At 49.2% G+C, this 23,849-nt stretch carries 18 protein-coding genes; 1 reads left to right on the top strand and 17 read right to left on the bottom strand.

Features of this window, described 5'->3' with window-relative positions:
* Positions 1 to 31: 31 nt before the first annotated feature.
* Positions 32 to 460 carry a FlgO family outer membrane protein gene (locus Dvar_RS30355; protein ID WP_419656872.1) on the top strand — a complete coding sequence of 143 codons (429 nt, stop codon included), beginning with the start codon at positions 32 to 34 and terminating at the stop codon, positions 458 to 460.
* 204 nt (positions 461 to 664) lie between these two features.
* On the opposite strand, the gene Dvar_RS30350 is transcribed toward Dvar_RS30355, so the two are convergent.
* The 17 genes from Dvar_RS30350 to tssJ form a co-directional block, all read right to left on the bottom strand.
* Positions 665 to 3,565: a MopE-related protein gene (locus Dvar_RS30350; protein ID WP_419656871.1), complete on the bottom strand. Its 2,901-nt coding sequence runs from the start codon at positions 3,563 to 3,565 to the stop codon at positions 665 to 667.
* A 525-nt stretch (positions 3,566 to 4,090) separates the two neighbouring features.
* Positions 4,091 to 6,370, bottom strand: a complete 2,280-nt coding sequence (locus tag Dvar_RS30345) for a MopE-related protein (RefSeq protein WP_419656870.1) — start codon at positions 6,368 to 6,370, stop codon at positions 4,091 to 4,093.
* Positions 6,371 to 6,419: 49 nt separating this feature from the next.
* Complete coding sequence (locus tag Dvar_RS30340; protein WP_419656869.1) at positions 6,420 to 6,722, bottom strand: MopE-related protein; 303 nt, start codon at positions 6,720 to 6,722, stop codon at positions 6,420 to 6,422.
* Positions 6,723 to 6,826: 104 nt separating this feature from the next.
* A complete protein-coding gene (locus tag Dvar_RS30335; RefSeq protein ID WP_419656868.1) occupies positions 6,827 to 9,718 on the bottom strand; it encodes a BACON domain-containing protein in 2,892 nt (963 codons plus the stop codon).
* Between the two features lie 252 nt (positions 9,719 to 9,970).
* A complete protein-coding gene (locus tag Dvar_RS30330; RefSeq protein WP_419656867.1) occupies positions 9,971 to 11,644 on the bottom strand; it encodes a tetratricopeptide repeat protein in 1,674 nt (557 codons plus the stop codon).
* Positions 11,645 to 12,314: 670 nt separating this feature from the next.
* Positions 12,315 to 13,265, bottom strand: coding sequence for a hypothetical protein (locus Dvar_RS30325; RefSeq protein WP_419656865.1), 951 nt, complete (start codon positions 13,263 to 13,265; stop codon positions 12,315 to 12,317).
* A 63-nt stretch (positions 13,266 to 13,328) separates the two neighbouring features.
* A complete protein-coding gene (locus tag Dvar_RS30320) occupies positions 13,329 to 13,817 on the bottom strand; it encodes a hypothetical protein (RefSeq protein ID WP_419656864.1) in 489 nt (162 codons plus the stop codon).
* 332 nt (positions 13,818 to 14,149) lie between these two features.
* Positions 14,150 to 15,508, bottom strand: a complete 1,359-nt coding sequence (locus tag Dvar_RS30315; RefSeq protein WP_419656863.1) for a HEAT repeat domain-containing protein — start codon at positions 15,506 to 15,508, stop codon at positions 14,150 to 14,152.
* A gap of 9 nt (positions 15,509 to 15,517) precedes the next feature.
* Positions 15,518 to 16,294 carry a hypothetical protein gene (locus Dvar_RS30310; RefSeq protein WP_419656862.1) on the bottom strand — a complete coding sequence of 259 codons (777 nt, stop codon included), beginning with the start codon at positions 16,292 to 16,294 and terminating at the stop codon, positions 15,518 to 15,520.
* Between the two features lie 73 nt (positions 16,295 to 16,367).
* On the bottom strand, positions 16,368 to 16,934 hold the full coding sequence (locus Dvar_RS30305; protein ID WP_419656861.1) for an imm11 family protein: 567 nt from the start codon (positions 16,932 to 16,934) through the stop codon (positions 16,368 to 16,370).
* Between the two features lie 19 nt (positions 16,935 to 16,953).
* Positions 16,954 to 17,880 carry an AHH domain-containing protein gene (locus Dvar_RS30300; protein ID WP_419656860.1) on the bottom strand — a complete coding sequence of 309 codons (927 nt, stop codon included), beginning with the start codon at positions 17,878 to 17,880 and terminating at the stop codon, positions 16,954 to 16,956.
* Positions 17,881 to 17,903: 23 nt separating this feature from the next.
* Positions 17,904 to 18,989 (bottom strand): hypothetical protein, encoded by a 1,086-nt coding sequence (locus tag Dvar_RS30295; protein ID WP_419656859.1) that lies wholly within the window; start codon positions 18,987 to 18,989, stop codon positions 17,904 to 17,906.
* 44 nt (positions 18,990 to 19,033) lie between these two features.
* Positions 19,034 to 20,062: a DUF2169 family type VI secretion system accessory protein gene (locus Dvar_RS30290; protein ID WP_419656858.1), complete on the bottom strand. Its 1,029-nt coding sequence runs from the start codon at positions 20,060 to 20,062 to the stop codon at positions 19,034 to 19,036.
* Between the two features lie 13 nt (positions 20,063 to 20,075).
* The gene (locus Dvar_RS30285) at positions 20,076 to 20,540 is read right to left on the bottom strand and encodes a DUF4150 domain-containing protein (RefSeq protein WP_419656857.1); all 465 of its coding nucleotides are present in this window, start codon (positions 20,538 to 20,540) and stop codon (positions 20,076 to 20,078) included.
* Between the two features lie 64 nt (positions 20,541 to 20,604).
* Positions 20,605 to 21,111 (bottom strand): DUF6484 domain-containing protein, encoded by a 507-nt coding sequence (locus Dvar_RS30280; protein WP_419656856.1) that lies wholly within the window; start codon positions 21,109 to 21,111, stop codon positions 20,605 to 20,607.
* Between the two features lie 2 nt (positions 21,112 to 21,113).
* Positions 21,114 to 23,294: a type VI secretion system Vgr family protein gene (locus Dvar_RS30275; protein ID WP_419656855.1), complete on the bottom strand. Its 2,181-nt coding sequence runs from the start codon at positions 23,292 to 23,294 to the stop codon at positions 21,114 to 21,116.
* Positions 23,295 to 23,312: 18 nt separating this feature from the next.
* Positions 23,313 to 23,801 carry a type VI secretion system lipoprotein TssJ gene (gene tssJ, locus Dvar_RS30270; RefSeq protein ID WP_419656854.1) on the bottom strand — a complete coding sequence of 163 codons (489 nt, stop codon included), beginning with the start codon at positions 23,799 to 23,801 and terminating at the stop codon, positions 23,313 to 23,315.
* Positions 23,802 to 23,849: the final 48 nt, after the last annotated feature.

Raw genomic sequence — 23,849 nt, 5'->3', positions numbered from 1 at the left:
AGTAATGGGGGTCTTGATCGGTTGTCAATCAATGCCCATAGAAGAAAAAAGGCTCCGGACGATTGCCGTCTGGGATCTGGAGAATTTGAATCAGACTGACTCGATGGCATTGGATTTGGGTGAGTTGCTGGCCAACAAAGTGATTGAAGCACTGAGTGAATCCGGAAAATGGAACGTTGTTGAAAGAGAGCAGCTCATCGTCGCCCTGGAAGAGTTGAACCTTGGCGCCACATCGATGGTGTCGGATTCGACGCGTTTGAAGATCGGCAAAATCGTGGGGGCGCATTACATGGTGTTTGGTCATTACATGCAAATGATGCAGATGATGCAGCTGAATCTGCGCCTGGTTGATGTGGCGACCGGCCAAATTCTCAAATCCGCACAAAGAAGCACATTCGATAAAGATATCGGCAAATGGCTGGAACTGGCCAAAGCGGCGGCGATTGATCTTCAGATCTGACGCTCAGCGCTTTTCAAAACAAAAAAGCTTCCGAATGGTCGGAAGCTTTTTTATTTGATTTTGTCTATATTCTGATCTGGACGAATGGCAGCCGATGTTAAGCCTCAAGGACGGCACCGAATTGATTGACGGCAACAGATGGCTACCGGGCGCAATTTCAATAGCCCGACCCGATCCTGGCTGTTGCCGCTGCCACCCATGTCATCAGGGATAATTTAAACGAAGTTCATAATCTATATTATCGATGGTAACGGTATCTCCATCCATGAAATTTTCAGCATCCGTAAGCTGGTTATTCCGGTTTAAATCTATGTACAAACCACTCTCCTGGTACAATACGTCATGATTATCGACTTCAAAAGCGACCGCTGAAAATGAGTCTGCACCGATTGTGATTTCCCCCAAATAATGGCATCGCGCATAAAACCACACCCGCCCATCGCTGCGAAGCCACATCCACAGCCTATAGAGACGAGTAATCGTCCCATGCGAAGAAGTAACGACGCGGACGTTCACTGAAGGAACCAAGGCGCCAAATCCGCCGGTACCTTGATTAGAAATCGGACCTCCGTCATCCGTTAGGTCTTCATTATTATTTCTGTCAAAAAACATTTCAGACGGCCCCTCATCGCCACCGACAGATATAAGAACAAATGAGACAACGTTATCACTACTGTTGCCAAGCCTTAAATAACCATAATCAGTAGAATAGAATTCACCATATAAATTATAATAATTGGGTTCCCTCAGTTCTTCATAGGGGTACGTCCTCAACTGGCCGGCCGCCGCAGTCTCACCAACAGCAAGCCCCAAGGGGGATCCCTGCGCCACGTAATCAAAATCGTAGTCGATATCAACTTCGATGGGACAATATTCATCGGTCAGACCATCACAGTCATTGTCTATAACGTCAAAGCAAATCTCTCGGCTGGCTCCGGCCGTTGGATTGCAGGTGTCATTCACCCAATTACCGTCCGTGCATGTTTCGATACCCGTATTGCCTTCACATGCCCCAACGCCGCAGGTCGTTTGCTGGGTGAGATTTTCATCCACGGCGCCATCGCAGTCATTATCCACATTATCGCAGCGTTCCGACGTGGCGCCGTCCAATGGATCACAGGTATCATTACCCCAGTCGCCGTCCGTGCATGTCTCAGTACCGGTATTGCCCGCACAGGCGCCGACCCCGCAGGTGGATTGTCGAGTCAGCCCTTCATCGACACTGCCATCGCAGTCATTATCCACATTGTCGCAGCGTTCCGACGTAGCGCCGTCCAACGGATCACAGGTATCATTACCCCAGTCGCCGTCCGTGCATGTTTCAGTCCCGGTATTGCCTGCACAGGCGCCGACACCGCAGGTGGATTGTCGGGTCAGCCCTTCATCGACACTGCCATCGCAGTCATTATCCACATTGTCACAGGCTTCCGCCGTGGCGCCGTCCAAAGGATCACAGGTGTCATCTCCCCAGTCGCCGTCCGTGCATGTTTCAGTCCCGGTATTGCCTGCACAGGCGCCGACCCCGCAGGTAGATTGTCGGGTCAGCCCTTCATCGACACTGCCATCGCAGTCATTATCCACATTGTCACAGGCTTCCGCCGTGGCGCCGTCCAAAGGATCACAGGTGTCATCTCCCCAGTTGCCGTCCGTGCATGTTTCAGTCCCGGTATTGCCTGAACAGGCGCCGACACCGCAGGTGGATTGTCGGGTCAGCCCTTCATCGACACTGCCATCGCAGTCATTATCCACATTATCGCACCGCTCTGCCGTGGCGCCGTCCAAAGGATCACAAGTGTCATTTCCCCAGTCGCCGTCCGTGCATGTTTCAGTCCCGGTATTGCCTGAACAGGCGCCGACACCACAGGTGGTTGGACGGGTCAGTTCCTCATCCACGCTGCCATCACAATCATCATCGATCCCGTTGCATGCTTCGTCCGCGCCAGGATTAATTGAGGCATCAGCATCATCACAATCCGAATAATCACTCACATAGCCAGTTGGCTGGGTTTCTGAGGTTACCGAATCATTTGGATCGCCATAGCTGTCATTGTCACTATCGCGATACCAATCAAAGCTTTCCATCGTTGTTTCGCAGGCTTGGGCACTTTCTCCGGATGGATTGCCGGCGGCATCATATGCCTCAACGGTGTAGCAGTACCGGGTGTTTTGGATCAGACCCATATCACTGAAAGCTGTCGATGCTGTTGTGCCGGTCTGATTACCATCACGGAAAATTCGATATTCGGTAACCCCAACATTATCGCTGGATGCCGTCCAGGATAGTTCGATCTGGCTGGCGGAGATTGCTGAAGCGGTCAGTCCTGTGGGAATTGTCGGTGGCTCCTCGTCAGCGGAAACCCCGGTGGTTGCGCAGGCTTGTTCACTTGATGCGGACTCATTACTGAATTGATCATAGGCTGAAATGGTGTAGCAGTACTGGGTCTCTTGCGTTAGACCTGCGTCAATGTAGGATGTGGATGCCGATGTGCCCACCAAAGCGCCGTCCCGATAGATGCGATAGCCGGCAGGTGCAACGTTTTCGCTGGGCTGGGTCCAGGTAAGGCCTATCTGCACGGCTGAATTGGTGGTGGCCGTCAGCCCTTCCGGAACAAAAGAATGGGCTTCAATCGTACCGACATCATTGTCCGGTATTTGGTCTATGGTGATGTTCAGCTTCTGGCCCTGGAAATTAATGTTCCCGTCGGCATCCTCACCCAGAATAACGAATATTCTGTCCTGACCCACCGGGATTCCGTCTAATGATCCGCTATGCTCGGAGCAAGGCCAGGGATCACCGTTCGTAAGAAGATTGCCGGTGTCATCATACACCTTGCAGGTGATTGTCGCCACACCGGCCCCCTCGCAATCCAATGCTTCCTCGGCTAGAGAATCAAGGTCTCCTTTAATAATGGAGGCGTCTTGCCATTTGATCTTCAACATGGCCGAGCCGGTCTCGATTTCTGACTGAGAACTGCCAAGACTGATATCCCCACTGTCACTACCATCTCCGCAAGCAGATAAAAAAAGCATTATCAGCAAAATCGCAAGCCCACAGACCACCAGGTTTGTTTGTCCATGCCGAGTAACTGCTGACAATCGTTTCATGCTTACCTCCTTATTTGTCCTGAGAGCCTGTTTGAGAGGGGGAGCGATCAGTCGACCATATCCTTATCGAATCCGGTCACTCGCTGATTGAACCGCGCAAGTTATGAAAAATTTAGAGAAATAAATAGGTGTGAGATAGCGTCACGCTGGGCCTGATCGGGCATCCAGTGCGTATCTGAATTCCAGTTTTCGCCGGAATGACAAAAATATGAAGAAGGGCGCTTGGGGTAGCTAAAAAGCAATAAAGGTTGTGAGAACCAATTCTGTGATGGTTGAACCGTTTTAAGCGTTGAATCGGAGTTTAAATCGATTGGGTACTATTGATGTTTAAAGGTCGGTAGTAAATAGTTAGTGCTCCCATGCAGAGCATGGGAGCACGATGTCAAAACAACGGCTCATCGTCAAATTAATTGTGTGGAAGCGTACGATGAGCAGCCATTAGCAATTAGTTGTCACCTGAATTTTGCACGAGTCCGAGGGGTTCATCTGCAAGGCATTTAAAGGCGCCGCCATAGTGGCCCCATCCTACCAAAACAGTCCCGGACAATTCACCGTATATTCCCATGTTGCATTGTCATTTGTCGAACAACCTTCACTGTCGACCTCCACTACGATCTCTGTGGATGAACCGGAGAAACGAATAAATTGATAACTTTGATCAGAAATACAGCCCGAATCAAAGAGTGTTTCATCCTCATAGGTAATTGTTATTCGGTCTTCCCCGTCACCAGTCGTGTCGAAATTAAACAAAAATATTCCGGATGACTGCCCAAGGTTAACTGTCATTGTATGGCCGGATGCTTCTGTTTCATCAGCCGCAACTGTTTGAGCAAAACAATCATCGTATCCTTCTGGCTTGGGTATTTGGATTGTCAATTCATTGCTTTGGTTGCCTGCGCCGTCAGTCAAGGTCGCATCAACACTGACGGTGTCTGCGTCCCCAAATTCCACGCAACGCCTCATGGTCAGTGAGCCGCTGTACCCATCACCATAAAAAGTCGTCCATGGATCGAGCCAGCCAACCGACGCCCCGTCGTCAGCGTGAGCATCTCCATCAGTATCCGAATAGCCAAAACTGACACTAAAAATGGTCCCGCTGTAGCTGATATCATCCCAGTCATAACAGCGACCCGTGTGCAAGGCAAACAACGCTTGTGAGATGTTCGAAATAATTGGCGGGTCTCCATCAAAACCTTCATCGATTTCTCCATCACAATTATTATCGATATTATCATTAATTTCATTTGCACCGGGATGAACCGTGTCATCGTCGTCGTCACAATCCGTATTGTCGGTGATATATCCGGTTGGCGGCTCACACGCCTGGATCGTGTCGTCTGCAGTGCCAAAGCCATCTTCGTCGGCGTCACGGTAGTATGTGGTTTGCACCCCTTCATCCACCTGCCCGTCACAATCATCATCGATTTCATTGCAGGTTTCAGTGGCGTCGGGATGAATAGACGCATCATCGTCGTCGCAATCCCCACTGTCCGTTACATATCCATCGGGTTGGAACATCGCCAACGCCGATTGATTGGCATTGCCATAACCATCTTCGTCAGCATCCCGGTAATAGGTCGTCAACCCCTCGTCGATGGTACCGTCGCAATCGTTGTCGATTCCATCGTATATTTCATTCGCCCCTGGATAAACCGTGTCATCGTCGTCGTCGCAATCCGTATCATTAGACACATAGCCTTCCGGTTGGGTTTCCGATATGACTGATTGGGTTGAATCGCCATAGTTGTCATTGTCACTATCACGATACCAGGTAAAACTTTCCAGCGTGGTTGCACAGGCCTGTTCACTTTGCTCGGATGGATTGCCGGCAGTATCATAAGCCTCGACTGTGTAGCAGTACCCGGTGTTTTGAGTCAGGCCCGTGTCGCTGTAGGATGCGGATACCGATGTGCCTACCTGAGTGTCATCACGATAAATTCTATATCCGGCAACCTGTTCGTCATCGATGGATGCCGTCCAGGACAGATCGAGCTGGCTGGCGGACGCTGCTGAAGCGGTGAGTCCTGTGGGAACTGAAGGCGGCTCCGTGTCAGCAGAAACATCGGTCGTTGCACACCCCTGATCACTGGGTGCGGACTCATTGCCGAATTCATCATAGGCTGAAATGGTGTAGCAGTATTCGGTGCCTTGGGTCAGTCCCGTGTCACTATAGGATAGGGATGCCGATGTGCCTACCGACGTGCCATTCCGGTAGATGCGATAGCCGGCAAGCGCCACGTCTTCGTTGGGTTGGGTCCAGACAAGGTCTGCCTGAATCGCGGAGCTTGCCGTGGCCGCCAGTCCTTTGGGAACAAAAGAATGGACTTCAATCGTACCGACATCATTATCCGGCCTTTCATCGATGGTGATGTTCGCTTTCTGACCTTGAAAAAGCATGTTCCCCTGGTCATCGGCGCCCAGAATAACGAACTTCCTGTTCTCACCGACTGGAATCTCGGAAAGTTTCCCGTTCTGCTCTTTACACTCCCAGGGACCACCAGTCGTAAGAAGATTATCGTCCTCATCGTACACCTTGCAGGTAATCCACTCCACACCGGCACCGTCGCAATCCAGTGATTCTTCGGCCATGGGGCCAACATCCGCTTTGGTGGTGGAGGCGTCGTGCCATTTGATCTTCAACATGGCTGAGCCGGTCTCGGTTTCAGTCGGAGAACTGTCGAGGCCGACATCCCCACTATCACTACCATCCCCGCAGGAGGATAAGAGCATCATTAATAATAGAGCGATCCCACAGCCCGCCAACCTTATTTGCCTTTTCCGCGTCAACACTGATAATCGAGTCATGCCTGCATCCTTGTCCGTAACAATCAATCGCAAATCACTTTTTAAGTGTTCAACTCCAGATTTCCATGTTTACATTGTGCCGGTCGGCGGCTCGCACGCCTGGGGCGTATCGTTTACGTTGCCATCGCCATCTTCGTCGGTGTCCCGGTAGTAGGTGCTCTGCCCTCCCTTCATCCACCTGGTTGTCACAATCATCCTCAATGCCGTTGCATGCTTCTTCCGCACCCGGATTAATGAAGGCGTCAGCATCATCACAGTCCGTATCATCGCTCACATAACCTTCCGGCTGAGTTTCCGATACTACTGAATCGGTTGAATCGCCATAGGTATCATTCACGTTGATCGAATTCAAGAATCGTATGCCCCTTTCGCGGCTTTGCCAACAACAAAGCCCCCTCAGAAGGGGGCTTCATTAAACCACCAACTATTTATATAATCTTGATTATATTATAATTTTCAATATACCACTTCCAACTCCATGATGTCACTATCAAGGGGAGTCCATGGCGAGTCATGTGGGTATGGAGAAAGATTGGTATAAACGCCAAAATTTCCATCAAGCCCCCAATCGACTACATAAGAGCTCACGTTGAATGTGTACGTTCCACTGCCCCTGTTCACAATTTGCGAGGCAGATGGGATTAAGGAATAGCTACCCGGGCTATTGACATTGAATCCAATGTTAAGTTCACCCTGGTCTTGTGTGGCTAATGTGTATTCTACTCTAACCGTAAAATCATACGTATAGCGAGGCATCAGGTTAGAATCAGGTGAGACCGACACAATACCAATATAGTCGTCTTCGAATGGTTCCTGGCTGATCGTGTGCGTCTGGCCGGCAATGGTCATCGTTCCCGTGCGCTGTTCACCGGTGTCGTTGGGTTCTACAGTAATCGTTAGCGAGCCGTCGCCCGTTCCGCTTGTGGGTGCCGCTACCGATACCCAGGCGATTCTTTCGGAACTAGTCCAATAACAATCATCACAGTTGGTATAAATGGAAACCGTATATTCAAGACCTTCCGCGGGGATATCCTCTCGGGTATCAGGGCTAATGCTATAAGAACAAGGAACACCATCCTGGTTGATCGTATGGGTTCGGCCGGCAATGGTTATCCTAGCCGAGCGGGAGCAATCCGTATTGGCTGAAACGGTAACCCGCACCGTGCCACTGCCGCTGCCGCTGCTGGGCGACAGTGAGATCCAGCCGTAGTCTTCGGAAGTATCCCAGTTACATCCGCCATGGGTGGCGGTAACAGTGACGCTATAGGTCTCTCCTTCGTAATCAACCGATCGGCTGGCGGGGTCGATCGTGTAGGTGCACGGGACCCCATCCTGGTTAATCGTATGGGGTCGACCGGCGATGGTGATGGTGGCCGAGCGTTCCGCACCATCGTTGGCTGAAACGGTAACCCGCACCGTGCCGCTGCCGCTGCCGCTGGTGGGCGAGAGCGAAATCCAGTTGTAGTTTTCGGAAGTGCTCCAGTCACACCCGCCATGGGTGGCTGTAACAGCGACACTATAGGTCTCTTCCTCATAACCAACGGATTGACTGGTGGGGGCGATCGCGTAGGTGCACGAGCCCTCTTCCTGGCGGACGGTATGGGTTTGCCCGGCGATGGTGATGGTGGCTGTTCGAGCTTGCCCGGAGTTGGCTGAAACAGTAACCCGCACCGTGCCGCTGCCGCTGCCGCTGGTGGGCGAGAGCGAGATCCAATTGTAGTTTTCGGAAGTACTCCAGTCGCACCCGCCATGGGTGGCGGTTACAGCGACGCTATAGGTCTCCCCCTCGTAATCAACGGATCGGCTGATGGGTGAAATCGTATAGCTGCAACCGGCAGGATCCTGGTTGATCGTATGGGGTTGCCCGGCGATGGTGATGGTGGCTGATCGGGCCTCACCTTCGTTGGCTGAAACAGTGACGACCACCGTGTCGCTGCCTGAGCCGCTGGTGGGTGACAGCGAGATCCAATCGTAGCTTTCAGAAGTGGACCACTCGCACTCGTTGTGGGTGGCGGTAACAGTAACGTTATAGGTTTCCCCCTCGTTCCCAACCGATCGGCTGGTGGGGTCAATCGTGAAGCTGCACGGGCCCGCTGCCTGGTTGACGGCATGGGGCCGGCCGGCGATGGTGATGGTGGCTGATCGTGCCGCGCCGGTGTTGGCTGAAACGGTAACGCTCACCGTGCCATTGCCGCTGCCGCTGGTGGGCGACAGCGAGATCCAATCGTAGGTTTCGGAAGCGCTCCAGTCACACTCGCTGTGGGTGGCGGTAACGGTGACGGAATAGGTTTCCCCCGCGTTACCAACCGATCGGCTGGCAGGGTCAATCGTGTAGCTGCAACCGGCAGGATCCTGGTTGATCGTATGGGGTTGCCCGGCGATGGTGATGGTGGCTGATCGGGCCTCACCTTCGTTGGCTGAAACAGTGACGACCACCGTGTCGCTGCCTGAGCCGCTGGTGGGTGACAGCGAGATCCAATCGTAGCTTTCAGAAGTGGACCACTCGCACTCGTTGTGGGTGGCGGTAACGGCTACCGCATAGGCTTCCCCCTCCCAAGAAACCGACTGGATGGTGGGCGAAATGGTGTAGGCACAATCGGAAGTGACAAAGCTTCTGACTTCCGAGTCGGCACCCGTGTTGGTGTGCATGTCTACCGCACTGATCTTCCAGAAATATTCTGTTAACGGCCCAAGGGCTGAGGGGGCGTATGCCGTGGCAGGGGTTGTATCGTTGATGACGATGGTTTCAAAATCAACGTCGGTCGCCACCTGCACCAGGTATTCTTCGGCATTTTCAACAGTCTCCCATTCAAGGGATACGGTGTTGGGATCAATATCTTCGGCACCGTCTTCGGGGGCGGACAAGGTAGGAATAAACAGATAGGCGTCAATGACCACGCCTTCAGTAATTTCGCCGGCTTCGATGCTGACCCCGGTGGTCTCTCCCTGGTAGCGGATGTTGCCAAACTCATCCTCCGCCAGTACCACAAAGATTCTGTCTTGACCTGGCAAAATGCCCTCGACCCTCCCGCTACCAACTTCGCAATCCCACGGGCCACCGGTCACCAGCCAGTTGCCCTCGGCATCGTACACCTCGCAAACCACCTGATCTACACCGCCTGCCTGGCAATCCAAAGTTGCCGCCCGAACGGGCGCCGAATCCTGAGGCACGGGTGTATCATTCCAGCGTATCGTCAGATTGGCCGATGCGGTCGCATCAGATCCATCCGATACGCTGCCCTGCTGGTCATCTCCACAACTTGAAGGAAGCAGCGTTAACAACAGAAAGCTTAATAACAGGCAAAATCTTCGTAACCCCTGCCAATCAATCATTCTAATTATTGTCATTGTTTCTCCCCCACAAAAAGCGATACGCCGCCGGCCCTGGTTCAAGTTGTCCTACAAGCTAATATCCACACTCCCTGCTAAAAGGGTTGAAAGATTTCCTGCTTCGCAAGCAGATCAGCGCATCCGCAAAAGAGCTGCGCCCTAAGAGCTACCAACTTTGTATGTTGTTCATGATTCGCCGTTAATAGCCGCATCCTGCCGACTTCCGTGATGGTCCTGCGGATAGATCATTGATCATCGGCCATGAAATGCTTACCAGCTGACATCAGCCCCACCGGTTTCGGTTTGCGTCATACTGAAACTTCCGGTATCACCGGCACAGGCGCCGGCCTCAAAATCAAAAGTCCCATTTATGTCACTGGTGTTTTCGCTGAAAGGGGCACGAAAAGACGCACGGTCCGTTCCCGATGTGATGGTCACATTCAATGTGGTATCTGATATGGTTCCACTGATGGTGCCGGTCGAAATACATTCAGATCCATTAACGGCGGCATTGCCTGTCAGGCTGGTGCCACTTTGCTCGATACTGAGCACGATATCACCGCTGTTGCCGTCTGAATCTGTCCATGTGCCTCGCCAGTTCCCTGCCACATCAGGCGCATCAGAGGAACCACCACCATCATCACCACCACCGCCGCCACCCAATGCCGCCGCTCCGCCACCGATAAGGGCGGCACCGCCCACAATCGCCGCCGTTGTGCCTAAAGAGATACCCCCGGCTGCGGATGCGGCAACGGCTCCACCGGCCGCGCCCGAGGACACGCCGGTGGCCGAGGCACTGGATACAAGCTGCGAAGTTGACATCAACATCATGGCCGAGTAGGGGGTGGCGATCAGGGCTGCCCGAGCCAGGTCAAAGTCGGGATCTTCATCCAGCGCTTCCTGAAATTTATCCCGGGCCGCATCGTATTCTTCTGCGTCAAAATGCTCCAGCCCCTGGGAAAAAGCCACAAAGGCAGGCAGACTTTCGGTATGTACCTTGCCAAACGCCTTGGGCATATCACTACATTTTTTGCCGAGGTCTTCGACAATGCTGCAGGCGATGTCTTTTTCCAAGTCGTAAAACTTTTTCAATTCCCCCTGGACTTCCTGGGTCCCGATGGTCTTGTCATCTTCGGCATCGACTACCGCCGAGGCAATCTGCAGGTTTTCCTTTTCCAGGTCCGCCAAAGTGCCGGCGGTCACATTTCTGGCCCTTAAAAGCCTACCGACTTGGGGGGCGGTTTGTGTTTCAACCAGGTTCGATTCGCCAAGTTTGATCTCATCAAGCAAAACCTGCAGCTTGATTCGTTCCACCACCTGCAGGTCTCCCACTTGGGATAAATCGTGAATGACCATGGCGGCCATCCCTTTACCCAAAGGTCCGAGATCAGCGGACCCCAGATTCTTGAAAGGGGTAACGGCTATTGTGTTTTCAGCAAGCGGAACACCGGTTAATGTGGCCTCGTTGGCGATGGCCCGCCGGGCATATTCCTCGGCCTGTTCACGAAGGAGCAGGGTGAGGCTTTTCCGAATCTTCATGGAATTTTCGCTTTCCGGATCCATGGCCACGTAATGTTGCCATTCGGCAATGGCCGCCGATCGTTGGCCCTCTTTCAAATAAATCAGTCCCAGATAATAGGGAACGGCAAAATTTTCAGGAAAGACCTCTCGGGCCTGTTCGAGGGTTTGTCTGGCTTCGATCCAGTTCCCCTGTTCGTATTGAGCCACCCCCGATTCCACCAACGCTTTCTTTTCGTCCTTCGAGAGTGTAGCAATTTCCTTGCTCGGAGCTTCGGCATCGAGAGCATCGGTGTCAATCACCTGGGCCATGGCTTTAGTGTTAAAAACGCCGGTGTTGACAATCGGAAACACCACGAGGCAATAGATCAGGGTTCCGATCATGCCACTGAGTACCTTTGGGCGTTGATGGAAAAACCTATTCATGACAGCATCCTTTCACCTTGATGTTAAATAGGTCACATGGCCACCGGCTTGTGACTATTATGTAATTGATTCAATTGTTAGTTATGTGTGTAAAAATGTAAATAATAAGTGATGCCATTGACAATTACTCTTTCAACCGAATCAATGTCAAGGGATTCAAACATTGGTTCACTTGCGATTTGTTTTAACGATTTACAAGCCACATACTGCCACTTGACATGACGCTGTGGACAACCTGAGCGGAGGTGGCTTTCAAAAAAGGTACGAATCGCATCATCTTTTGCCTATGTCTTCGGCAATACCTCGGGTAATATTTTTTCCAAGATGTTAAACAGGTCACACGACCAATGGCTTTGTGACCACTCTAGTTCTTGTAGGTGAGAGTATTGATTAAATAGATTCTATTTTATAGAAGCAAAATTTATGCAAATTTTTATACCTGCAGGATTGCCTCGTTATATCAAAGGATTGTCAAATTGTCGGGAATTGCAAATAGGTGGGGGGCTTCACTGTGTTGACTAAATGCCATAAAAATTGGGAAACCAATTTCACATTTATAGATAGATTAAGGGGCAAGTAAAAAATTAGGAATATTAACCATATGCCAGTGGTAAACGTTTTACCGCGGTGTTTAAAGTGATGATAGTAAATGATGGGTAGGGTGCCCACTCTACCTGCTGGCGTTTCCCTTTAATTTTATTGTCACATGCTCAAAAGACTGGATAACGGAATCGTCGTATTCCTTTTGTAAACTCGTGACATCGGGAAGATTGATACTTCTTTCACGGGCAGAACTCAGTGGTTTGATGTATTTTTCCTGCCTTGATGGAATAGGGAAGGTGGCATGCGTGCCATCTTCACTGCCATAAGCAATCACAAAAGCGATCCTGAGGCTCCCTGATTTGCAGCGGTGGGCCAATGTAGCTGCTTTCGGAAGGTTGCTTATTATGAACTTCCGGTAAGGCGCTAAAATCTTTTTGATTTCACCTTCATCATTTCCCTTCGAAAATTTGATTTTGATTCTCTGAAATACAAGGGACCAGGTGTAGGCAGAGATCTGCCTTGCAGCGAACCATTTGGCAAACCTTGCCATGCGTGTCGGGTTCTCGGCGACATTACATCCGTCGATGTCAATTTTTTCTATTTTCGTGGTAACAATACCCTTCTTGTTTGTGAAAAGTTTCTTGACGCTTTTGGCATCGAGATCCTTGGCCTCAATACCGATCAACATCCCTCCGCTGTACGCATGAAAGGACAGCACGAGATGATCAATCCTTGAAAAGCTTAGCATCTTTTTAGCCAGCGCCTTCCAGCTATTTATTGGAACAACGGATTTGGGGTTTGAAATATTGTACTTTCCTTTGGCTATCTTTAGCTGTACACGACGATCCATGTCACTATCATACAGAAAAAGTTCAGCTATAGTCTGCTTCGCAGGGTGTGCAATGCCACCTTTTTTTGCAAGTAAAATTCTTTTTTTCGGCTGCTCGAAACTGAAGGGCCTGCCTGTGCGAGGGATTTTTACCTGATGAACACGATCGCCGGAATCATGCCATCCGGTAGACCCGCGTGTTGAAAGGAAATCAGGGTTGGTAAAACTGCAAAGGGGGCGACGCGGCATAGGTGGTAAATTTCCTAAGGGTATTGGATTATAATATATCGCAGGTGATCCAAGTTAAAGGCATCACCATTCAAATTGATCAGTGGAACTCGCCTGCCATTCGCTCACTTCAGCAAAGGATACATCGATGCGTTGACCCTCGTCATGAAAAGTCAAAATATTGCCTTGAGCGCCCACATTGTCTACCGCAAGCATGCCATACAGCATGAGCTGGTTACCCGCACAATACAAAGGGCGTTGGTCTACATAACTGATGGCCCGTTTAACGTGAAGCCTTTCATCAAGAATAACGATAGCATTAACGCCCCTGGGAGAGGGTACGCCCGGTACAATTTCACGAACATCGATCACAGGAAATCTTTGTCCTTCAAGCATCAGTGTACAGGTGTGGCTGAGATGAACTAACTGCCGCTTAGAATCTGTAACTTCAGCTTTCATGAGTGCGTCGAGCACGGCATGCTTCGATGGCCGAGGTGGCTCTCCCGCGATGCCACCGACAAGACAAGCGGTGACCAACCCGCATAGACTGATAATGATCGATAGTCGGCGCATGACCTTTCTCCTACCGTCTTTCAGGAGCAAGTTTGGGGATGATCTGTTTCAAACTTTCAAGGATAGCATTGTGTGGGCAGTCTCTATTGCTTAACATGTATATGAGTGATATTCTAATTTAATTAGCTAAACAGCTTTATCGCATGAAGTAGAATTCCGATACCTGAGAAAATAAACGCGATTTTCAACCATGTTTTACGTTTGGGCGTGAGTTTCTCTTCCGATCGTAAATAATCCTGAAAAGCCAAGCCGACAAAGATGACTGAAAGGGCTACGAAGATAATTTCGATGTTTGATTGGGCTGTCATTAAGGGAAGGGTGTTTTCAACTCATCAGCTTTGTATCAGACGACCTGCGAAGTACCAGGCGCCGGGTTGAAAACGATGGTCATTTGCTTGCACCCATTGAGCGACTTGAGGCAGGATTTTATCTTGTGCCACCACCGGCATATCTGCCTCGATGGGAAAATCAGCGTTATAGCGGATTTTGAACTCTTCAATGGCTGATTGTCTGGCGATGAAGGGGCTGGTTTCGGATAGCAGTGTTTTGAGCAATCCGGATGGAGCGTAGGGGATTCCCAAACGATAGCGCAGCTTTGGATTGAAATGTGAATTGTTGTCGTTCAACCAGTTGTTCCAATCGTTGGGATTTTGGGAAAGGCGAATGATGGTTTCACCAAAAGCTTGCCCGTCCGGTCTGGTCGGTACCGTTCCATCCTTGTAATAGGCTTCCAACTCCTCTTCAAACAATTCATCTTCATCAATTTCTTCAGGAATGTAGACCTCCTCGATCAATTCGGCGCCGGTTATCAAATACAGACTGATCGCAGCGGCCCGGGAAAGGGCTTTATCTTCAAGGAAGGCGTATATCGGCTTGACTGCAGCCAGGCTGCCCAACAGCCCCAGTGAAATCAGGCAATCTTCATTTGCACCACCTTGTTTCACGCGCTCGATTAACATATCGACGGCACCTGCACCGCCTCCCAGCCCGAGCGTCCTCAAGGGCCAATCTGCAGCCTTCGCGTATACGATGCTTTGCTTTATCACATCAAGATCACCCAATCGCAGCAGACATTCTGCAGCGCTTTTACGAACGGAGTCCTCTGCATGATCGAGCAGGGGGCGCACGGCGGCATGTGCGGCCTGTCCACCGATACGTCCAAGGGACCATAGCAGGTTGGGCAAAACGCTCGACGGTGCTTTGCCAAGGGCCTGCAACAGGGATTCTTCGGTCTGATACCGCCGGTAACCGAATACAGGGGCGACGACAGGAATCAAATTGAAATAGTCGCGCAGAAATACCTGTTCCAGGCTATCCTGCCAGCTGTCCGGGCATTCGTCTTTTAATGCATCGCTGATGGCCTGGCCGCGTTCCTCATCTTCCATATCAAGGTCTCGCCAGGCTTCGGCCACATCGTTGCCTTTGTTCTGACGGCAAAACACCCTGACTGCAGCATGCAGTTCGCCGAAATCGCCTTCTTTGGCTTGGGTACGACACACCTCCAGCGCCAAGTCTTCACCGACTATGAGTGCGTCGATGTGCGCTTCGAAGCGCTCTTCGAATTCGCCGATGTCCTTCCAGGTGATTTCGGGATCATTCAGCAGTGAAAGACGCTGTCCGTAGAGAAAGGAAGCTTCTTCGAGGTGTTCTTGATATAGTTCGATGTTGAATTGTCGAATAGTGGTAACCATGAACCGATTTTAGATAAGTTCGAAGCCAATAGGGAATTGGATAGCCTGATGTTGAATGAGATCAGCGGGTATGAAAGGATATTCTGGCTCGGTAGTCAATCCTAACTGCTTGGCCAGTCTTATAATTGCTAAACCTTCGATGAATATTTTACTAATTGTTAAGAAATAATAAGGATTAAGCCGGCCAATTTTGTAATTATGAATATTGCTGTCTTTCCAGCTTTCGATCATATCACAAAAATATTGATCAAAAGCGGCATCATCTTTCTTGCACAACGAATTGATGACCTGAAACCGTTCAGAATCACCACCATCAGAACTTTCTTCAAACTGCTTTAATATATCGTTAACCTCTTTATCAGACAGCATTTTCAGATAAAGTCCTTCGAGAAGTTTAAAATATAGAAAATCCTCTTCAATTTCTCCTTGATCATCATCACAATCATCAGCACTGAATGCGGATAATTCCAAAGCCAAATCCGTTGCACCGATCGCAATAACATCAAGCCAGGCATCACCCTTGCTTCGCCAACCCAAATGATCCGGCAGGTTTTTGGAATGGACCTTTTTCAGCAAAAACAGGTAGGATTTACCGCTGAAATATAGATTTTTTGTGAATTCATCCTTATCAAGATCCATAAGATACGAACCACAGCCAATGCAGCGGTACATATCGCATATTTCAAGCAGCATGTTTGAATCTATCACGCTTCTTAATGCCTGCCGGTTTTGTTCTATTTTAAATTCGGTATTACATATAGCGGTAGCCAGATCGGAGAAACTCATTGGTTCTATGCCCTCTTAGAATCCATACTTTTTTAGTGGACTGCTCGCCAGATCATTGCCCTTCGACTCGAATTTACCAAAGGTCCATCCCTTCCGGAATCAATTCCATTCCGCTAATATTGGAAGTTTTGAGCTTATTGACCAGCGCATCACTGATAACGATGTATTTTGGTGCTTCTGCCAAGCGAAAAAAATGGCTCTCTTGAGGGATTCGACGATGTTCAAGATAAAGCACTTCAATATCATTTATTTTATTTAGACTGTTGAAGGAGAGTTCAGATTCTGATTGATCGATGCAATATATTTTTTCTAAAGCATTTGCAATATAATACTGTTTTTTTACTTTCCGGCGCTTTAAATTATAAAGTTCAAAGGGCAAGTATTCGACTCGTTTTTCGTTTAGACCCATCTCTTCAAAAACTGCCTTCATCTTTTCACTGATCGGTATCAAACCAGAAGTATTGGAAAGGTAGTCTGTAAGCAAATCACCATACCGTTTATCGAGGTAGGCTTTAACAGTCGAAGGAAAATTATGTCCCATTCTTATTCCTTCATCTAAATCCCAGGGGCGTGTAATACCTTCAAATTCATCGATAAACGCGAGGCTTGTGTCATCGGTCATGTTAAAAGTGTAATACATCAAGGATTGACCTCATTCTTTATTGGTTTACATCTTTCATTTTGATCAGTTTTTTAAAAAGCTTTTTTTCTGCCTTGGCGATGGTGTCCTTTGCGATAGTAACATCTTTCAGATGGCCGCCCTCCCATGTGCCATCGGTAATGGCTTTGTCGATTGTTTTTCGCACCTCATCGAGTTCTTTTTTTATCGTATTGATGTAATTATTGTGATTCGGCAACCCATAAGGACAATGGCTCGGTAGCTGCATGATAAAGGCGTGGGGCTCTTCACAGGGTAATAATATTACGTTTTTTTTGTTATTGATATTCCAACCGATCATATCCTTGTGGATAACAACCATAGCCCTGCGCTCAGGGGTGCATCTGTCATCAGATTTCTCTCCGGAAATAACTAAATTGGAAAACTCCCCTGCCGGTATTATATGGTGCCAATTGTGCTTAACCGGATAAAAATAATGCCATCCGCCATAACGTTTGGGCTTATAATTTTCCGCAGGGGGTATTTTAGCGCGGGCAATTACCCACAAACCCCACCAAGGCTTAACTTTATATGGATATGAAAATTTTATGTCCCAGGCTTTTTCATGCTTTGCCAACTGTTCAAATGGTTGTGCCAACCGTTTCTTCCATTTTTTTTTCCATTCCGGTGGCTTGGCCTTTTCCCCTGAATACTGGCTGGCCTTTACATCGATGTGTTGTTGTTGAATCTTTTGCTCGTTTACTACATTGCCTTCTATATAGCCAAAAAACTTGGCCCTGGCTTGATAATCCAAATTATAAATAGAACGGGCATAAAATTTCTTGTTTTCTACATCATCAAAACCATTTTTGGCATAATCACACGGGTCATCTTTTTTGGTTCTATGCTTATAGATGCAGCCATTCTCTTTATCTTTATGCCATTCATTTTTTTTGGTAAATCCAGCATGAGGTTTTGGTTTGCCCATATGAACTCCAATAACGACCGGATTTATGATATTTTTTTTGCTAATAGGGCTGCTGCCGCCAACCCATTTTCTGAGGTAGCAGTTACCAGTTGTAGGTTCCCATCGGCATAGCGCCTTTCAAATCCACGAATGGCAGAACATATACCAATAGCAGCGCACGCAGCCCCTGTATCACCTATAGACTCGGCGATAAAAATCTGTCGATCTAGCGTGTAACCGAGCCTTCCCTCAAGCCTCACCAAGGCGTTACCCCAATCCATGGATCGATGATATTCACCGTTGAGGTCCCCATAAACGGTATTGACAGCTTCTTCTATGACGGCGCGTTTTTTTTTTATAGCGTTGTATATGGCATCAGATAGCGCCAGGCCATATAGCGGCTTCTCTTCAAAAAAGGAGTCGCCGTGTCGGTAATCACATCCAACCACATAACCGGCGATTTTACCGGACCTTTGCTGAGCAATTTTTATATCCTCCACCATAAAGGCTGCTGAAGCCTCTCCCGGTATCATCCCCTGCGCTGACTCTGGTGTTTTAAGACGATTATCTTCGGCTAACCGCTCTACCGTTGCGCTATCCACCAAGGAGTCCATCCCAACAATGATGACCCGCTTAAGCGAACTTTGCTCGATTAGCTGCTGAGCCTTGACCAAAGCAATCAAACATCCGGCATTGCCCTGATCGATTAGGCCGATCGATCTGTGATCGATGGGAATATTGGTTTGAGCGACTACAAGTGGTGCTAATTGATCTTTGATTAGTTCATCTACCATATCGGCCGCCTCATCTTTTGAGGCTGAATAGCAAAGCAGCAGTTTGGTTTGTTGCCAAAAACGCTCGTCCTGGGATGATAGTGAACCGTAGTCGATGAGGTCTTTAATCGCTTTAGACGCAAGCTTAGCCAGAATGGCGACCCCTTTATAGCCCTCAAATTGGTTCTCAATAGGGTGGCCGGCGACGGGCTGCATTGCAAAAGATCCTTCATCCAATACTTCATAAGGCAGATCCGCACTTCTTTTAATTCCTGCCCGTATTGACGCACAAGCCGTTTTGACATCGTGACCGACTGAACATACCATGCCCAATGCAGTGATACCTATAGGTGTCACGCGGATAAAATCCTTTCAGAGACAGCAATGATTATGCCCAAACCTTAGACCATGGCTTTTGTATCGATTTCAATGGTCAGCACATCATGCGGCCCATTGGGCACCACCAAATGGGCCCGCCACAGGAGAAACATCAGGTTCTCATCCGTATTGATGATGACGGTGTCGAGTTGCATCTGTAAGATCTCCTTTTTACCTTCCTTCAACTCAATGCCACACCAGGGCGGCGACACGCCCGGCAGATGAAAAGAGAGTCTTCCGGATGGTGAGGCATTGATGATGGTGACGGACTCATCTCCGCGCAGGTAACCGGGTGCAACCATGCCAGGAGAAGCTGCGTTAAAAAAGCGGCGATCAAAATCAACGGGTAAAAGCGGTTTACGGGTGTCATTCCATTTTTTGTCGTAAGTGCCGGCAAAAGATGCACGCGGCTGCCACTGGGGTGCAATAAAACCGAACCCGGCTGGCGGCGGCCGATCGCCCCATCGTTTCCAAGGCCTTTTCGGGTCCTCGATATTGGGAATCCGGATCGGCCCCTTGGTTTTGCCATTGGGATATCCAAATCCTACGCCCACAGGATTGCGGGGATCAAACGTATGCTTGTCGGGATTCGGATGACTGCGGTCCCAGCCGCCAAAGGCACGCTCATAAACCAGTGGTATTTTTTCAAAAGCCTTAGGACCATATAGGGTTGAGTTGCCCGAACGCTTAATAAAGAATCGATCCCCAGTAACCCGAACCGTTTTCTGAATCGGTCCGAGCTGGATACCGACGTCGACATATGTTGCACCCACATTTGGTGCATGGGCATGACCGATCAATACGACATCCGTTGCAAGTTTATTAAAGGCGATTTCAGGCTCGTATTTGTAACTGGAAGAATCAGGATTACCCCAATACTCGCCTCCAATATTTAACGGCGTTTGCTTTTCTGCAAGGATTGGCGGTGCATCATGTCTTATTTGGTATGTTGCTTTAACTGTCGGGACAATTAACGGGCTTCCGTTTTCATCGGCAAGCGGCAGGAATTCAAAGTGAAATTTTGTTTTATTGTCGATTTCCGGATGACTCATTAATATACATTTCTCAATCCATGGGTTTGTCGCAGATTAGACACACCGGTTTTTCATCACTCGGTATGGCGATTATCGGCCCTTGAAGTAAAGGAAAAGGAGGCGTATTTTTGTCGTTGTGAAGCATCAAATCAAATGCGCGTGCAACACCTTTGCCTTCAAACTTGACATCAAATGAGGAGTTAACAAATTCAGCCTTGCCCTTTATCTTGTTCGATGCAACCCCTCCGCCAGCGCTTCCGGCTTCATCACCAGTACTCATGCTAAAGTTTGAGTCTTTGACGCAAACTGAATTCCCATCACATTTTACTTTTTTGGTTCCTTTGGCCGTATCAGACGATTTGGCGATATTGGGGTAGGGGATTGGAATCGGACCCGCAGGGCTCGGGGTTTTGCATACATCTGGAAAGGCAATGGTGACGCCATTGCTTGATTTGTGTACAACGGACAGGTTGTTTACGCCTACGGTAACGCCCATATGATTATCCTCATTTTGTATGTGCGTTTAACGGTGGCAAGGGTAACAAGATATTTTATTGAAATTAGTTGATGTTTACGGTCGCACCACGTATTTTGTTGGCTTGAGATGCCCGACTTGTTATTTGCACGCCTTTCATCACTACTTTGCCGTTTTTTTGCATATTGATGGAGCATTTCCCGCAACGAATCACAACCTCTTCATACGCATTGAATAAAATACGTTTTTTGTCGACAATCAACTCCTTTGGATCGGAAGGAGGCAAGGGAAATGAAAGTTCATTGTTGTCCGAATGCAAGGTTTCATGAACAAAGCCCGCGATAATTGGAAACCGGGGGTCGCTGTTTTCAAAAATCAATAAAACAGACTGCGGATAGTTATCTGGATATTTACTTTGAAGTGGAATTTGCACAAGCGTGCGCGCAGTCAGCGGGCCATTGAGGTTGCCGGGAAAATCAACAACTGGGTGTCCCATTCCATCAACCTCTGTTAGCGTGCCCACACAATTATCTTTTGAGAAATATGCTTCTTTATTGTTTTGTAATCTTAACCTTGAAATGTTGGATTGCATTTTTAGTTCCCCTTAATGTTGCTTCCCTTGATGATTACATCGCCGCTTCCTTTGATATTAATTTTCTTCCCTTTAATCATTATGTCGCCATTTTTGTTCAGAATAATCTCTGATTTGCCTGATTTTAAGGCAATTTGATCTTTTGCAGTTATTAAAATTTTCTTTGCCTGAAGCATGTAATCTTTTTTAACGGACTCATGATGCTCGCCTTGTATTGTTTCTTTGCAATCCTTTCCAATCCTTACCGTAAGATTTTCCCCGATCGATTCTGTTGCACTTTTTCCGACGTTTCTCATTAAATTGCTGCCAATTGATTGGTCTTTATTCGCCCCAACAGTTTCAATCATTGCCGCACCCACCGTTTCAGTCATTGCTGCGCCCACAGTAACCGCCAAAGCAGCACCAACTGTCAGTTCCATTGCCGCACCCACCGTTTCAGCATAGTTTATGGCGACAAATTCAGTAAGATTGGAGCCTACATTCACCGACATGCTTTTTTGTATTTGCTCACTATGCGCGCCCACTACACTGATTGATTTATCTCGTTGCACCGTTTCCGACTTATCCCGCCCAACCTCCAGACTCCGATCCCGTCCAATGGTTTCAGCCCTGTCATTACCGACTTGAATCGCCTCATCATTTTCCACCACCCTGGCTTGATCCTTTTCGGCATGGATATAAACCAGTTCTTCCCCCTTTTTGTCCTCAAACCGCAGTTCATTAAAATTATCCGCGCTCCCTCCCTTGGAACTATGGCTCTTGATCCCGCTCTGGGTAGCGTTGGCAGGAAGTTCGTAGGGCGGCATGTTGTCGTTGTTGTACACCCGGCCGGTAATGATCGGCCGGTCTGGATCACCTTCGAGAAACTCGACGATTACCTCCTGGCCCATGCGGGGGATGTGGATGCCGCCCCATTGGGTGCCGGCCCAGAGCTGGGCCACGCGTACCCAGCAGGAACTGTTCTGGTCCTTTTTCCCATAACGGTCCCAGTGAAACTGAACCTTCACCCGGCCAAATTTGTCGGTGTGGATCTCCTCGCCTGACGGCCCCACTACAACGGCGGTCTGCGGGCCCTGGACCAGTGGTTTGGGGGTGGTCCGTTCAGCGCGGAACTGCTGTTTGCTGCTCAAGGCGGTGAAACTGCATGTGTAGACGTCTTCCGAGCCGCTGGATGATCCGGAACTATAGGCGTCGGATTCCAGTTCATAGGTCGCCGATACGACCAGGTATTCCTGATTCTGGTCCTCGCGCGGATAATCGGTAAGCTGAAAGAGGCTGCCCACCGCCAGGCCGCGGGCATTGGCTTGGCCTTGCGCCTGTTCGTATTCGGCCTGCATTTCCTGGATGCGGGCGTTGACATAGGTGTCGCCTTCGCCGGCGGTGACATATTCGCCGGGGTAGTCGAAAATTTCCAGGCTTGACTGAGCATGGTTGCGGGAAATGGCCGATTTTACCATGAGGTTGGCCTTGGGATTTTCAAAATCATACTCGGTCAGGGCGTACACCCCGGGTTGGACCTCACGGGAAATGGTCCATTCGTGAATATGATGCTTTTCGCGGATCAGGTGCTGGTCCGGCGGAAAGTAAGGGATCTTCTCGTAGCCGGGGAAAGGATCGTGGGAGCTGACCGAATCGGACAGCACCAGCATGTGGCGGTTTGCTTCGTGTTTGAAGTAGTAGTAGATGCCTTCCTGTTCCATGAGCCGGCTGACGAAATTGAAATCCGTCTCCCGGTACTGGACGCAATAGGTCCAGTTCCGGTACTCACCGCCCAGCGCCTCCTCGAAGTCGGTGAAGCCGTGGTCCCGGAACACCTGTTTGATGATGTCCGGTACGGTCATCGCCTGAAAGATCCGGCAGTCGGCAGTGCGCGTCAAAAACCACAGCCATGGGTGAAGGGTCATGCTGTAGGCATTGAAATCATCAAAGCTGCCTTCCTGGCTGAAACGGCTCACAAATCCGTTGAAATACCGTATTTGATCATCGGGCAGTTCGAGTCTGACAGTGACGTTTTGCCCCAGCAGTTTGTCGAAGTTGATATTGGGATCACTGCTCAACAGGTCAAGGTCGAACTGGAACAGACGACCCAAGGATTCGGTGGCGGTCATGTGGTGGAACAGCAATACATCATCGCCTAACGGCGTAATGATTTCAATCGCCCGTTCTGATTGTAGTGTGGTCATGGCCCACCCTTTTTTCGATTATCTAACCATGATTCCCGTGCCATCGATAGTAACATTGATAACCGTGGTCTTGTTGGCTTGAACGCCTGCCGCCGTCTTCCATTTGGCGGTGATGTATTCCATGAACAATCCCACTAATCCGATGGTCTGGGTATCATCCGGGGTTTCAAAGAACACCGTGCGTTTCTCATTCGGCTTCAACAATATTTCCTGCTGGTCGATCAGCGCCTTGCCGAGAACCTGATCGGCCTTGTCATACAGAGAAAAAAAGCCTGCCTTGCCAAAATCAGAATAGGACCGTAACTGGTAGATATGAACGTATAAGGGGGAACTGCGACCCTCGGCATTGGGATTGATATCTGCTGTGGCCTCAAATTGGATGACCACACGGGTCGGCTCCGGCGGTGGGGGGGGCTTCTTTTTCTTGAACAGGCCGCATCCCGCTAAAAGCATGATCAAACATAACAGAATATATCGCTTTTTTTTAGCCATTTTTACAATGCGCATTGTTTGCGTATTCTTTCTTTGGATGCTTCTTTTTTTCAATCTGTCGTG

Origin of the sequence: Desulfosarcina variabilis str. Montpellier, from assembly GCF_048565275.1 — a bacterium.
Taxonomy (GTDB): domain Bacteria; phylum Desulfobacterota; class Desulfobacteria; order Desulfobacterales; family Desulfosarcinaceae; genus Desulfosarcina; species Desulfosarcina variabilis.
Note: the sequence above shows the minus strand (reverse complement) of the source record. Positions and strands in the feature narration are given on the sequence as shown.

Excerpts from the sequence above, each read along its gene's own strand:
- Dvar_RS30355 (WP_419656872.1), top strand. The coding sequence starts at position 32 with ATGCCCATAGAAGAAAAAAGGCTCCGGACGATTGCCGTCTGGGATCTG.
- Dvar_RS30350 (WP_419656871.1), bottom strand. The coding sequence starts at position 3,565 with ATGAAACGATTGTCAGCAGTTACTCGGCATGGACAAACAAACCTGGTG.
- Dvar_RS30345 (WP_419656870.1), bottom strand. The coding sequence starts at position 6,370 with ATGACTCGATTATCAGTGTTGACGCGGAAAAGGCAAATAAGGTTGGCG.
- Dvar_RS30335 (WP_419656868.1), bottom strand. The coding sequence starts at position 9,718 with ATGACAATAATTAGAATGATTGATTGGCAGGGGTTACGAAGATTTTGC.
- Dvar_RS30330 (WP_419656867.1), bottom strand. The coding sequence starts at position 11,644 with ATGAATAGGTTTTTCCATCAACGCCCAAAGGTACTCAGTGGCATGATC.
- Dvar_RS30325 (WP_419656865.1), bottom strand. The coding sequence starts at position 13,265 with ATGCCGCGTCGCCCCCTTTGCAGTTTTACCAACCCTGATTTCCTTTCA.
- Dvar_RS30320 (WP_419656864.1), bottom strand. The coding sequence starts at position 13,817 with ATGCGCCGACTATCGATCATTATCAGTCTATGCGGGTTGGTCACCGCT.
- Dvar_RS30315 (WP_419656863.1), bottom strand. The coding sequence starts at position 15,508 with ATGGTTACCACTATTCGACAATTCAACATCGAACTATATCAAGAACAC.
- Dvar_RS30310 (WP_419656862.1), bottom strand. The coding sequence starts at position 16,294 with ATGAGTTTCTCCGATCTGGCTACCGCTATATGTAATACCGAATTTAAA.
- Dvar_RS30305 (WP_419656861.1), bottom strand. The coding sequence starts at position 16,934 with ATGTATTACACTTTTAACATGACCGATGACACAAGCCTCGCGTTTATC.
- Dvar_RS30300 (WP_419656860.1), bottom strand. The coding sequence starts at position 17,880 with ATGGGCAAACCAAAACCTCATGCTGGATTTACCAAAAAAAATGAATGG.
- Dvar_RS30290 (WP_419656858.1), bottom strand. The coding sequence starts at position 20,062 with ATGAGTCATCCGGAAATCGACAATAAAACAAAATTTCACTTTGAATTC.
- Dvar_RS30285 (WP_419656857.1), bottom strand. The coding sequence starts at position 20,540 with ATGGGCGTTACCGTAGGCGTAAACAACCTGTCCGTTGTACACAAATCA.
- Dvar_RS30280 (WP_419656856.1), bottom strand. The coding sequence starts at position 21,111 with ATGCAATCCAACATTTCAAGGTTAAGATTACAAAACAATAAAGAAGCA.
- Dvar_RS30275 (WP_419656855.1), bottom strand. The coding sequence starts at position 23,294 with ATGACCACACTACAATCAGAACGGGCGATTGAAATCATTACGCCGTTA.
- tssJ (WP_419656854.1), bottom strand. The coding sequence starts at position 23,801 with ATGCGCATTGTAAAAATGGCTAAAAAAAAGCGATATATTCTGTTATGT.